We start from the raw sequence: 13501 nt of genomic DNA, 5'->3' as shown, positions 1-13501 counted from the left end.
CTTCCGCGTGGAGGTCTCATTGTCGGGTGCCGTCCCGGGCGACCGCGTCGTCGTTCGCTATCTGCTGGGCGATGCGACCCCCGCCGATTGGCGGGGAGATCCCGCGGCCGCCCGGTCGGACGTGACGGGCGTCCTGCTCGACGACTCCGACCCGCTGCGGATACGACGCGACGACGAGGAGTTGTCGATCCCGTTCGCGGCGATCACCTCGGTGCGTCTGTTGTCCGCGAAACCGGTGCGCAACAGCGAGATCCGCGCGCTCGAGCACGCCGCCGCCGTCGCCTGGCCCGGTGTCGAGACGGAGTGGGTCGACGGCTGGCTCCTGCGGGCCGGTAACGGATTCAGCAGACGCGCCAACTCAGCTGTGCCCCTTGAACGCCACGCACGTCCCGACGCCGCGACCCTGCGACATATCGGTGAGTGGTACGCCGACCGCGGACTCCCTCCGCTCCTCGCCTACCCGGATCGCCTCATCCCGTCGGGCTCCGTTCCCGGAGACCCCGGGGTCGAGGTACAGATGCTGACCGCCGACCTGCCGGGGCTCCGCGCGCGCACCGGCGAGATGCACGGACGGACAGTACAACTCGATCCGCAACCGGACGCCCGCTGGTTGAGCGCATACGCCGGTGGGCGCGCGTCGCGCGGACTCGGCACCGTGGCCGGCGTCGTGACCGCCGGGGACGGCCCGATGACCTTCGCGACCGTCGACGACGCAGCAGCGATCGGGCGGGGTTCGGTGACCGAGTCGCCGGACGGACACCGGTGGCTGGGGTTGACCGCCCTGTGGACCGACCCGGGCTCGCGCGGGGGCGGGCTATCCTCCGCGGTGGTCGCGGCGCTGACGGCGTGGGGGGTCGAGCAGGGCGCCGACTCGGTCTACCTGCAGGTCGAGTCCACCAACCGGTTGGCCGGATCGTGGTATCGCCGCCTGGGTTTCGGGCTGCATCACACCTATCGCTATGTGACACCGCACGTGCCGGCCGCGTCGGAGGACATCCGATGAGGATCGCCACCTGGAACGTCAACTCGATTCGCGCCCGGTCCGAGTCCGTCGTCGCCTGGGCGGAGACCGCCGGCATCGACGTGCTCGCGATGCAGGAGACCAAGTGTCACGACGACGCGTTCCCGCTGATGAGTTTCCTCGCCGCCGGTTACGACGTCGCGCACGTCGGGCAAGGCGCCTACAACGGTGTCGCGATCGCCTCACGGGTCGGGCTCGACGAGGTCGAGATCTCCTTCGACGGCGTGCCGACGCACCCGGTCGACGGCCAACCGATCCGGGAGGCTCGGTCGATCTCCGCGCGCTGCAACGGTGTTCGCGTCTGGAGTCTCTATGTACCCAACGGCAGGACACCCGACGACCCGCACTACACCTACAAGCTCGCCTGGCTCGACGCGCTGCGGAATCACGTCACCCTGCGGCTGGCCCACGACCCCGCCGCAGACATGATGCTCGCCGGCGACTGGAACGTCGCCCAGACCGACGACGACGTGTGGGATCGCGAGTACTTCGAGGGACGCACACACGTGACCCCACCCGAACGCGCCGCAGTGCAGGGGTTCCTGGAGGCCGGCCTCGTCGACTCGGCCCTTCCGTACGCCCCGGGGTACACCTTCTGGGACTACACCCAGCTGCGGTTCCCCCGGAACGAGGGCATGCGCATCGACTACGCGTTCTGCTCGCCCGCTCTCGACACCCGCATCATGGGCGCCGTTGTCGATCGTGCCGCGCGAAAAGCGAAGGGCGCCAGCGATCACGCCCCCGTGGTCTTCGACGTCGCCGACTGATCGCGGCTGCGCAACACAACTACTCCCTCAGGTGCGAACCTCCCCATGCTCCCTGAGCCTGGATATTTCACTGATGTTGCTGGTGTTCGGCGTGTGATACGCGAAAGTGCCTGTCTACCTTGTGATTATTGATTCACCACAAACAAATAGTCACAAGAAGAAAGGCACCTCGCAGGTGAAGAATAACGTGTATCCCGAGTTGATGGTGGACCCCACGCGCACTGAGTCGGTGGTGACAACCTCGGGAGCGGTGTTGCTGACGAAAACCGTGCAGGTCTGCGGCCTGGGCGCCGTGAATCACCCTAGGTTCTGTGCCGCCTCCAATGTGGGCTGGTCCTCGGGGCCGAGGCCAGCGTAGTGGAGCGTTTCGAGCTCGGTCGGGGGGATCTGGCCGATACTCGAGTGCAGCCTGCTGTTGTTGTACCAGTCGACCCAACCAGCGGTCGCGAACTCGACGTCGGAGACTGTCTTGTACGGGCCGGAGTGGAAGATCGTGGTCCGGATGCACTCGGTCTTGTACAAGCCGTTCACCGACTCGGCCAGCGCGTTGTCGTAGGCGTCCCCGACCGTTCCGATCGACGCGGCGATGTCTTCGAGTCGCAGACGTTCAGTCAGTGTAACTGATGTGTACTGGGCGGGTTCAATCGGTCCATGCAACACCGGGTTGTTGTAGTGAGTGTAACTGTCCTTCAAAGACTTCGGCGGGGGTCTTCCAGCCGAGGGCCTTTCGGGGACGGTTGTTGAGGGTGTATGCGATGGCCTCGAGGTCGTTTGCAGACCACCGTGACAGGTCAGTTCCCTTCGGAAAATATTGGCGCAGCAGCCCATTAGTGTTCTCGTTGGACGGTCGCTGCCACGGTGAATGCGGATCGGCGAAGAACACCTGCGTTCCGGTATCCATCGCGAACTGGGCATGAGCGGACAGTTCCTTACCGCGATCCCACGTTAACGTCTTGCGCAACTGCTGCGGCAGCGCCGCTATCGACGCCGTCAGTGCCGCGTTCATCGCGATGGCGCCGTAGCCACCGAGTGCCGGCCCGTTCTTCACCCGCGGTTGCTCACCCCACCCTTGCAAGCGTGGGAGATGGACTAGAATCGTTGCGCGACTGCGCCGTTCGACAACAGTGCCGATAGCCGACCGACCCACACCGATGATGAGATCACCCTCCCAGTGGCCGGGGACAGCACGGTCGTGGGCCTCAGGCGGGCGCTGGCTGAGGACGACATCGGAGGTGACGTGACCCTGCGGCTTGTTGCGTGAGCGAGCACGGGGCTCCCGCAATGCCCGCCCGGTCCGCAGGCACGCCACCAACTCGCGTTTGAGCGCGCCACGGCCCTCGATGAACAGGGATTGATAGATTGCCTCATGACTGATGCGCATGGATTCATCATCGGGGAAATCGACCCGCAGGCGCTGGGAGATCTGCTCCGGACTCCATGCCAGAGACCACCGCCGGTCGGCCCGGTGCGGCTTGTTGAGCCCCTTCCACGGCGGCGGCGTGGGGCCGGCGACGATCGTGCCGTCGGGGCTACGGACAGTGCCCGCCAACCGCTCCTGCACGTACTCCCGCAACTCGACGTTGGCCACGAGTTTCGCTGTTTTCGGGCGCTTGGCGGCCTGCTCAGCTTTCCACTGCGCCACCGAGGCTCGATACTCACGTTTCCCACTCCTGGTAGCGGAGTTGCGGCGCAACTCACGCGAAGTCGTTGCCGGACTGCGTCCGATCTGCCGAGCAATCTCTCTCACACCACACTGTTGGGCGCGGAGCAGCGCGATCTCTTCCCGTTCAGCGAACGACAGGTAACGACCCGCCGGCTCGTCCAGACTCAGTGGCGTCATTCCGCCAGCGTGGCGGAACCACCGCGACCCCACCGGCACCGACACGCCGACCGCCACCGACGCCTCCGCCGTGCTCATCCCCGTCGCGATCAACCCCCAAAACTGACGTTGCACCGCCCGCGACGGCTCGGGCCGGCCCGGCGAACGCATCGCCGGCCGCAACGCACGATCAGCTCGCCCCTGCCGACGAACCCCCGTGGGCGCATCGCTGGTCTTCTTGCTCCAGTCTGCTGTAGCCAAAGCCAACACCTCCACGATCAAGGTGTTGCGACGACCAGTTGAATTCACCCTGACTGCCGGAATCCGAATGGTGAATCAGCTCAGCAGCTTTCACCGGATGCCCTTCCCGATTGCGCTGCCACAGCGCCATCCGAAGCGGGACCGTCACCAGCTCGACTGTCTTCGATGTCGATGCGTGCCACGCCACGATTCGACGGGAGAACACGTCGATGATGAACACCACGTACACCCACCCAGCCCAGGTCCGGCAGTAGGTGAAATCGGTCACCCAGACCCGGTTGGGTTCGGCGGCACTGAACTGTCGGTTCAGCAAATCCTCCGCGCGTACACCGTCAGCGGAGCGGACGGTCGTGCGGACCCCTTTGGATCTTCGAATTCCGTTGTGGCCTAGCATTTTCATTGCTCGATCAACAGCGCCGTAGGACACCCCAGGCAGTGTTGTGCGGTGCAGATGGGCGCGCATCTTCACCCGCCCGTAGAGGCCCTCGGGAGTCATCTTCCGTCGGCCGTCGTCATCGGTGCGCCAGACGACATTGCGCACCGCATCGACGACGTGAGCGTCGGAGACGGTACGAGCAGCAGGCATTCGTGTTCGCCATGCCCGGTAGGTTCGTGCGGCAACCATGCAGCCCTGCTCACGCAGGACCCGGCAGATCGACTCGACCGCAAAACCGTTGCTGCGCATCTGATCTATGAACGCCACGATCATCGGTTGCGGGGGTCGAGTTCCCCCGCGAAGAAAGTTGTCGCCGCCTTCAGAATGGCAACGTCTTCTCGCAACTGCTTGTTCTCCGCCTTGAGACGCTTGATCTCGGCGGACTCCTCCGAGGTGGTCCCGGAGCGGGCGCCGGCATCGACCTGTGCCTGCACTGCCCACCGGCGTACCGTCTCTCCGCCGACACCGACCTGCTTAGCGATCGCTTCGGCAGCGGCAGTCAACGACGTGTACTCGCCGCCGTGGGCCTCCAGCAACCGCAGAGCCCTCGAACGGACCTCTGGATCGATCTTTTTAGGCATGAGCTCATCCTTCCTGACTCAGAAGGAAGCGGCATCAAACCAGGGGTGATTCACCGCCCTGACCGCGGCAATGGCGCCATGGCGAACGACAGCCACGGTCCATGATCCGGCCAAGATCGTGCTGGATCTGGCGATGACCTTGGCGACCGGTGGTGACTGTGTGGCCGATGTGGCCACAGTCCGTGCTCAACCACAGTTGTATGGGCAGGTGGCCTCTGATCCCACGATCTCGCGGGTGATCACCCGACTCGCTGCTGATGTCGAGGCGGTCAGTACCGCGATCGGTGCGGCTCGCGCCGCCGCGCGGGAACGGGTGTGGGACATCGCCCGCCCACTGGAAGGCGCCGCGGGCAGCGTCGATGGCGGGCTGGTGACCGTCGATCTCGATGCCACGACCGTGACGGCCGGATCGGCCAAAGAACAGGCCCAGAAAACGTATAAACGGGTGTTCGGGCATTCCCCGATGTGTTCGTTCGTCGACCACGGCGCCTACGGCACCGGGGAAACACTGAACCTGGACCTGCGGCGTGGGGGCGCCTCCCCCAAGGGTGCGGACATGCACATCGCCGCCACCGAAAGGGCGGTGGCGCAGTTGCCCGCTGCCGAACGCGCCCACGTGCTCATCCGTACCGATTCGGCCGGGTGTGCCAAAGAGTTCCTGGCCTACCTGGCCGAGCAGAATCTGCAGTACTCGGTCGGGTTCACCATCACCGAACTGGTCAAAGAAGCCCTAGACGTGCTGCCCGAGGCTGCCTGGGTCACCGCGGTCAACAACGCCGACGCCGATCCGCGAGCTGATGCCCAGGTCGCCGAGATCACCCGCTACCTACCGCCGGCCACCCGTGCCGCAGAACCCGGCTACAAGTCCTGGCCATCGGGGATGCGGCTGATCGTGCGCCGTGAGTACCCCCACAACGGAGCCCAACACCTCATCACCGATATCGAGGGCCGCCGCTACACCGTGTTCGCCACCAACACCCGCGGCCGCGGCTGGACCCTACCGACCCTGGAACTACGACACCGTCAACGCGCCCGCGCCGAGGACCGTATCCGCTGCCTCAAAGACACCGGCATGGCCAACCTGCCCTTCGAGGAATTCGCCAAAAACCAACTGTGGCTCGACATTGTCGCCCTAGCCTCCGACCTACTCGCCTGGACTCAAACCCTCGGCTACACCCGCCACGACCCCATCCGCCGCTGGGAACCCAAACGCCTACGCCACCGCCTACTCACCGTCGCCGGCAAAATCATCACCCACGCCCGCACCACCACCCTGCGACTACCCACCGACTGGCCCTACAACCACCACATACACCACGGCTGGCAACGCCTCACCGCCTAACCAGCCCCCTGTCACACGCACCCGGTCACCGCAGCCCCCACCCCCACCAGGAACTGAGAACAACCAGCGAACCGAACGCTGGCGACCCACCCTGCCCACACACCAACACCAACCCCACAACCCCACACCGACCGTTGATCGACGAAAACCCAGTCACCCATGAAAGATTCAGGCTGAGGTGCGAGGAGCGATAGCGACGAGCCACGAAGGGCGCGGCGAGATGCGTCGCGAGGCCCTTCGAGGCTCGCTTCGCTCGCACCTCAGGGAGCAGGGGCGCCGTCAGGCGAACGACTTCCCGACGATCCAGTAGGCCTGGGATTTCACCGACTTCTTGGGAATCCCGTAATCGTCCCTGAACAATCCGGCGACCGTGCGGGTGCTCGTGGAATCGAGTGCAACCCAACCGAAGTGGTCGGCGGCGTCGAAGGCGGCGGATCGGACCGCGTCGACGAGAGCCGCGCCGTCGCGCTCACGCGGAAGCCAGTGCACCGTGTCCTGCGCGCGGGCGCGCAGCGGCAGCGATCTGTCGCTCTCGTGCTGATACTCGAACCAGATCGTCGCGCCCGCCCCGGAGTCGCCGAGCGAGTCCAGAAGCGAATTGATCGCCGGTAGCGAGGCGGTGTCGCCGGCGACGAGCCATCCCGCCGGCGCGGGGTCGGGGATCGCGAACTTCGAGCCCATCAGGGTCGCGCCGATGGCGTCACCCACATGTGCGTCCTGAGCCCATCGGGCGGCGGTGCCGTCGTGGATCGCGAACTCGATGTCGAAGGTGTCCGTCGCCGGGTCGGGATCGACGAGCGTGTACCCGCGCTGATGCAGCTTGCCGCCGTCGGCGAACCAGAGGCGCACCCACATGGTCGGGTGGATCGCGGAACCGGTGAGGAGCCCGCCACCGTGGAAGCGCAGTCGCAGATAGTGATCCGTCACCGCCTCTTTGCCGGTGAGGGTGAAGGTGAAGTCGTCACCGCCCAGGATCTTCATGACGGCGCCCTGCCAGCCGCGCCCCTTCGTGGATACCTCGCTCATGTCTGAACCTCTCTACAGTGCCTCCCCGGCCCGGGGTCCGGGCCGGGGAGACACTGTCATTCTCGTGACCGTCGGCATGACACGACGCACCACGGAAAACCGGACCTACTGGAAGGTGCCGTTCTCGACCATCTGACGGGTCTCCAGGCGACGGATCTTGCCGGATGTGGTGCGCGGCACCGAGTCCGGCGCGACGAAGATGACTTCGGCGGGCATGATCCCGCACGCCGACGCGACCTCGGAGTTGACCTCTGCACGCGCCTGGTCGGGATCGGACCCCTTGTACTCGGCGAGGATCACCAGGCCCGGCCGGGCCGAACCCTCCCCCCGCGCCATGGCGACGACGCCGCCGCGACGCACGCCGGCGACTTCGGCGGCCGCGCGCTCGATCTCGATCGGGAACAGGTTGCGGCCCGCGACGATGATGACCTCCTTGGCCCGGCCGCAGATCACCAGCCGATCGTCGATCAGGTAGCCGAGGTCGCCGGTCGAGAACCATTCGCCCGCACCGAGATCGGCGTCGCCCAGGTAGCCACGCATCATCGACGCGCCGCGGATCTCCACGTGTCCGACGTTGCGCCCGTCGATGACCGGGACGTCGACATTCGGCTCGACGATGCGAACCTGCATGCCGCCCAGCGGCTTACCAAGGATCGCGTACCGGCGGCGAATGGGCTCGCCACCGCCGGGCGGGGTCACGGTGACCTCGTCGTAGTGCACCCCCTCGCCGACCGCGGGCATCGTCACCGCGCAGGCGGATTCGGCCATTCCGTAGGCGGGTGCCGCGGCGGAACGATCGAATCCGAACGGAGCGGTCGCCTCGAGGAACTTGTCGAAGGCGTCGGCGTCGATCGGCTCACCGCCGCTGATCGCGACGCGCAGGTGTGAGAGGTCGATGTCGCGCAGCAGTTTGCCGTAGCGGCCGAGGATGTCGTAGGCGAAGTTCGGCGCCGCGGTGACGGTCGTCTTGGTCTCGGTGAGCCACTGCATCCACTTGAAGGGCGCCGCCGCGAAGGCGGTGTTCGGCACGATGTAGGCGGGGATGCCGGTGGTCATCCCGGCGAGCAGGAACATCAGACCCATGTCGTGGTAGAGCGGCAGCCAGCTGAACCCGGTGTCGCGGGTGCGGTGGAGGCCGAGCCGGCTGACCAGTTCGATGGCGTTCGAGTAGACGGCCGAGGCCGTCAGGGCGACGGTCTTGGGGTCTCCGGTCGATCCGGCGGTTCCCTGGAGGACGGCGATGGTGTTGCCGTTGACGTTGCGGGCGACGAAGTCGGTGGTGTCGGCGCCGAGGCCGTACTCGCCCACTCGCGCGATGTGCAGCCGTCCCTCGACCTTCGACAGCAGATCGAGCTGGGCTCCGCTGCCGAGGACGGTGCCGACGCCGATCGACACGTACCGGTGGTAGGTGTTCTGCGCCCATCGCTCCTCGTCGGCCCCCCGGATGGGGCCCGGCAGGATGGTGACCGGAACACCGGCGAGCCACGCGCCCTGGATGGCGGCGATCAGGTCGACCGTGGGGTCCCCGATGAGGCCGAGCGCCTGCGGCTCGTGCAGTTCGCTGTCGGCCAGCAACTGGACCGCGATCTGCTCCGCGCGGGCATGGACCTCGCGCCACGGCGCCGTCACCCACTCGCCGGTGTCGGAGTCCAGGACGGACAGACTCGTATCCCCCGCCAGCATCGCCTCACGAACGGTGGCCGCCAACGCATTGGTCGAGCCCGCTTCCTCCAGGATCACGCTGTTCTGCGACATTCTCGTTTCCCGTTCTCGCCAGCACCTGGCGTCGGTCGTCTGATCGTCTTCCGGTCGTGTGAGCGACCGAGTGGTCATACCGCGGGTCGTCCCCGACCGCTGGTCTCGGCGAACACAACTGCTCGCACCATTTGGGTAGGGTAGCCTAATCTTTCTCGGACACAAGACCCAGAGTCGATCATCGCGACTACGTGATCCGCGTCATCCGATGAGACCAATACGCGAAACTTAGGCTAACCTAATTCGCGTCGGCTCGCGGGGCTCTCGCCGGCATTGCCCAGAGATTGGGCGGAGCGGTTAGTTAGTATAACCTACCCTAAATGCGGGTTCCCCGGACTGAGTAAACATGTCACCGAACTGCGAGAGGCACGCCGGCTGATGGCCACGAATTCCCAGACCACGGATCTTGTCACCGCGGCCGACATCGTCGCCGAGGTGTCCGAGGCGCTCGGCGTGACGCCCGAGTCGATCGACCCGGAGCAGGACCTCATCGCCCAGGGACTCGACTCGCTGCGGATGATGCGACTGGCCGGCACCTTGCGCAAACGCGGCCTCGACGTCGACTTCGCCCGCCTCGCCGCACAACCGACCATCACCGCGTGGGCGGCGTTGCTGGGCGGCACGCCCGCGCCGACCACCGACGACATCGCACCTTCGTCATCGGAGCCGACCGAAGGACCGTTCCCCCTCGCTCCGATGCAGCACGCCTACTGGATCGGTAGGTCGGACAGCCACGCGTTCGGCAATGTCGCCGCTCACCTCTACATCGAGTTCGACGGTTCCGACGTCGATCCCGACCGCTTCACCTCGGCGATGGCCGCGCTGCTGGAACGCCACCCGATGCTGCGCGTCCGAGTGCTTCCCGACGGTACCCAGGAGATCGGCCCGGCACACCCCGAAGCCATTGCGGTGCACGACCTTCGGGAACATACATCGGAGACGGTCGAGCAGGTCCTCGCGGCCCGTCGCGCGGACGGCACCCACCGCGCACTGCCGGTCGACGAGGGAGCGGTGATCCGCGCCGAACTGAGTCTGCTGCCGGGGAACTCGACCCGTGTCCATCTCGACGTCGACATGATCGCCGCCGACGCGATGAGCTACCGCGTCCTCGTCGACGACTTCGCTCGCCTGTACCGCGGCGAGTCCCTTCCGGAACTCGGCGTCACCTTCGCGACGATCACCGCGGATCGCACGTCGCGGGAGATCCGCGACGACGACGTGACCTGGTGGCGCGAACGCATTCCCACGCTCCCCGGCCCGCCGGAACTCCCGCTCGACGAGCGGGCGATGCGCGGCGATGCCGAACCGCACAGTGTCCGCCTCCACCATTCGGTGTCCGCGTCGGACTGGAAGCGACTCGAGGAGCACGCGCACCGGCGCGGCGTCACCCCCGCGGCCGCGGTGGCCGCAGTGTTCGCCGAAGCCGTCGGAACACATTCGGCCACATCGCGATTCCTGCTCACCGTGCCGTTGTTCGATCGTCCACAGGTCCATCCGGACGTCGAGCGGGTGGTGGGCGACTTCACGTCGTCGATCCTCGTGGGCGTCGACCTGAGTGAGCCGGCGACGCTCGCCGAACGTGCGCGATCGATGCGGACATCGATGCACGAGGCCGCCGCGCACGGTTCGATGAACGGACTGGACGTGCTTCGCGAACTGAGTCGCCACCGGGGCGAACCGGTGGTCTCGCCGATCGTGTTCACCAGCGCGCTGGGACTGGGAGACCTGTTCTCGCAACAGGCAACCGACGTGCTGGGCGATCCGTCGTGGATCGTCTCGCAGGGTCCGCAGGTGCTGCTGGACGCACAGGTGACCGAGGTGGCCGGCGGGCTGCTCCTCAACTGGGACGTCCGCGCCTCCGACCTCGAACTCACCACCGCACGTTCGATGTTCGACCACTATGTCCGTCTGCTCGGGCTCCTCGTCGACGGTGAATGGGATGCGCCCGCGCCGGACCCGATCACGGCCGAGGTTCGAGCACAGCGCCTTTCGGTGGAGAGTCCACTACCGGCCACCGACACCTTCGACGGCACCCTGCACGGAACCTTCTTCGCCCGCGCCGCCGAGCGTGCCGGGACACCGGCAGTCGTGTCCGACGCACGCACCTGGACCCATGCCGAATTGGCCGACGAGGCCCGCCGAGTCGCCGGAGCCCTGGTCGCAGCCGGGGTCACACCGGGTGACACGGTCGTCGTGCACCTCCCCAAGGGCGGCGACCAGGTCGTCGCCGCACTCGGAGTGCTCGCCGCCGGCGCGGCCTACGTCCCGATCGCCCCCACCCAGCCCCGGGCGCGCCGCGAGCGCATCGTCGACGTCGCCACCCCGGCCGCAATTCTCACCTCCGAACCCTCCGCCTGGACCTCTGCCGAAGCCACCGTGCTCGAGGTGGACGACGCCCGACGCACCGATCCGGTCGACCCGGTCGCGATCGGCGGCGACGCCCTCGCCTACGTCCTGTTCACCTCGGGCTCCACCGGATTGCCCAAGGGCGTACAGGTTCCGCACCGGGCCGCGGTCGCCACGATCACCGACCTCGTCGACCGGTATGCGATCGGAGCCGACGATCGCAGCCTGCAGGTGTCCTCGCTGGAGTTCGACCTCTCGGTCTTCGACATCTTCGGCCTCCTCGCCGTCGGCGGCGCCGTCGTCGTGCCCGGCGACGACGAGCAGACCAAGGTCGACGACTGGGCGCGGCTGCTCACCCAGCACTCGGTGAGCGTGCTCAACTGCGTGCCGTCGATCCTCGGCATGCTCCTCGATCTCGCCCCCCTGCCCGCGTCGCTACGGATGATCATCATGGGCGGCGACAAGGTCGACGTGTCGCTGCTCGAGCGTGTCGGGGCACAGTTGCCGGATTGTCGCGTGGCCGGCCTCGGCGGGACCACCGAGACGGCGATCCATTCCACCATCTGCGAAGCGGATGCCGTCCCGGCCGGAATGGCGTTCGTGCCGTACGGGATTCCGCTCCGCGGTGTGCGCTGCCGGGTCGTCGACGACGCCGGTCGCGACCGTCCCGACCTCGTGCCGGGTGAACTGTGGATCGGCGGAGCCGGCGTCGCCGACGGTTACCGCGGCGACCCCGAGCGCACCGCCGATCGTTTCGTCGAGCACGAGGGACAGCGTTGGTACCGCACCGGCGATCTCGCGCGTTACCTCCCGGGTGGCTTCCTCGACTTCCTGGGCCGCGCCGACCACATGGTGAAGATCCGCGGGTACCGCGTCGAACTCGGTGAGGTCGAGGCCGGGTTGCTGGGTCTGGCCGGGGTGGGCTCGGCCGTCGCCTGGTCCGACGGTCGCGACCTGCGTGCCGCGGTGGTACTCACCGACGGATCGACCGAGGACGACGCCGCCCTGCGCGCCCGATTGTCGGAAGCCCTTCCACCGCACATGGTTCCGCGGTCCATCACGGTCCTGGACCGGTTCCCGCTGACGCCGAACGGCAAGCATGACCGCAAGGCCATCGCCGCCGGCGTCCGGTCCGACGACGACGCCGTCGAGGCGGTCGCGCCGCGCGGCCCGGTCGAAGAGGCCCTCACCCTGATCTTCGGCGAGGTCCTGCCGACCCCGCCCGGGAACGTCACCGAGGACTTCATCTCCCTCGGCGGCGATTCCGTCCAGGCCACCCGGGTGGTCGCACTGACGCGCCAGTGGCTCGACGCACCCGGCCTCTCGGTCGCCGACATCTTCTCCCGGCGGACGATCGCGGGGCTCGCCGGACGGCTCACCGAACTCGGCGGGGAACGCGCTGAGTTCGTGGCACAGACCTTCCTCGACGTCCTGCAACTCACCGACGAACAGGTGGAGGCCGAGATCGCGCGCGGCTGACCGCATCCGGCACCTTCTCCGGCACACCAACCGACCACCTCCAGAGCAAAGGCATCATGACCATTTCCTCCGCCCCGACCTACGACCTGACCTCGGTCGACCTCGACGACGTATCGCACGCCGCGACGGTCCACGGATGGCTCACCCATCCCAAGGCCAAGTACTGGGACATGCTCGACAGCTCGGTTGCCGACGTGGAGAAAATGATTCGCGAGTCGGCCGAGGCCACCGCCGGCACGCCCCACGGAATGCGCCTGGGCTACCACGACGGGCGCCCGCAGTTCCTGTTCGAGCTCTACGACCCGGCCACCAGCGAACTCGCCGACCCCGCCAGCGGTTACGTACCCGCCGACGGCGACATCGGCATGCACCTGCTGGTCGCCCACGCCGAACAGTCCCTGCCGGGCTTCACCGGCGCGGTGATGCTGCACATCATGCGGACCGCGATCCTGGAGGTCGGCGCCGCGCGCGTCGTCGTCGAGCCCGACGTCCGCAACAAGGCCGTGCACCGCCTCAACGCGAGTGTCGGCTTCCGCGTCGACGGCGACTACCCCGTCGGGAACAAGACCGCGCACCTGAGCTACTGCACCCGAGCCGACTTCCTCGAGGTGACCGACAACGGCAAGTGCGTCGGACCCGTCGAGGTCACGGACCTGGGGGCGTAGATC

General features: G+C 67.1%; 8 protein-coding genes and 2 pseudogenes. 5 read left to right on the top strand and 5 right to left on the bottom strand.

Annotation, left to right across the window (positions count from 1 at the left end):
* The first annotated feature begins 19 nt into the window (after positions 1 to 19).
* A complete protein-coding gene (locus LEL84_RS17885; RefSeq protein WP_226512352.1) occupies positions 20 to 1003 on the top strand; it encodes a GNAT family N-acetyltransferase in 984 nt (327 codons plus the stop codon).
* Positions 1000 to 1788 carry an exodeoxyribonuclease III gene (locus LEL84_RS17880; protein WP_137808596.1) on the top strand — a complete coding sequence of 263 codons (789 nt, stop codon included), beginning with the start codon at positions 1000 to 1002 and terminating at the stop codon, positions 1786 to 1788. Before LEL84_RS17885 ends, LEL84_RS17880 begins: the two co-directional genes overlap by 4 nt.
* 297 nt (positions 1789 to 2085) lie before the next feature.
* Here the strand turns inward: LEL84_RS17880 and LEL84_RS17875 are convergent.
* From LEL84_RS17875 to LEL84_RS17865, 3 genes and pseudogenes are all read right to left on the bottom strand, one after another.
* A pseudogene (locus LEL84_RS17875) lies at positions 2086 to 2427 on the bottom strand (integrase core domain-containing protein); the annotation flags it as partial.
* 1 nt (position 2428) lies between these two features.
* Positions 2429 to 3628, bottom strand: a complete 1200-nt coding sequence (locus LEL84_RS17870) for an IS30 family transposase (protein ID WP_226512351.1) — start codon at positions 3626 to 3628, stop codon at positions 2429 to 2431.
* Positions 3629 to 3914: 286 nt separating this feature from the next.
* Positions 3915 to 4885: pseudogene (locus tag LEL84_RS17865) on the bottom strand (IS3 family transposase); the annotation flags it as partial.
* Between the two features lie 58 nt (positions 4886 to 4943).
* Between LEL84_RS17865 and LEL84_RS17860 the strand changes: the two are divergent.
* Complete coding sequence (locus tag LEL84_RS17860) at positions 4944 to 6227, top strand: IS1380 family transposase (RefSeq protein WP_319005280.1); 1284 nt, start codon at positions 4944 to 4946, stop codon at positions 6225 to 6227.
* A gap of 279 nt (positions 6228 to 6506) precedes the next feature.
* On the opposite strand, the gene LEL84_RS17855 is transcribed toward LEL84_RS17860, so the two are convergent.
* Together LEL84_RS17855 and mbtM are read right to left on the bottom strand one after the other, a co-directional pair.
* The gene (locus LEL84_RS17855; RefSeq protein WP_226512350.1) at positions 6507 to 7253 is read right to left on the bottom strand and encodes a siderophore-interacting protein; all 747 of its coding nucleotides are present in this window, start codon (positions 7251 to 7253) and stop codon (positions 6507 to 6509) included.
* Between the two features lie 105 nt (positions 7254 to 7358).
* On the bottom strand, positions 7359 to 9008 hold the full coding sequence (mbtM, locus tag LEL84_RS17850; RefSeq protein ID WP_058251360.1) for a long-chain-fatty acid--ACP ligase MbtM: 1650 nt from the start codon (positions 9006 to 9008) through the stop codon (positions 7359 to 7361).
* Between the two features lie 378 nt (positions 9009 to 9386).
* Between mbtM and LEL84_RS17845 the strand changes: the two genes are divergently transcribed.
* Complete coding sequence (locus tag LEL84_RS17845) at positions 9387 to 12833, top strand: non-ribosomal peptide synthetase (RefSeq protein WP_226512349.1); 3447 nt, start codon at positions 9387 to 9389, stop codon at positions 12831 to 12833.
* A 56-nt stretch (positions 12834 to 12889) separates the two neighbouring features.
* Positions 12890 to 13498 (top strand): GNAT family N-acetyltransferase, encoded by a 609-nt coding sequence (locus tag LEL84_RS17840; protein WP_226512348.1) that lies wholly within the window; start codon positions 12890 to 12892, stop codon positions 13496 to 13498.
* Positions 13499 to 13501 lie beyond the last annotated feature (3 nt).

Source organism: Gordonia sp. WA4-43 (assembly GCF_020520305.1).
Lineage (GTDB): Bacteria > Actinomycetota > Actinomycetes > Mycobacteriales > Mycobacteriaceae > Gordonia > Gordonia hongkongensis.
Note: the sequence above shows the minus strand (reverse complement) of the source record. Positions and strands in the feature narration are given on the sequence as shown.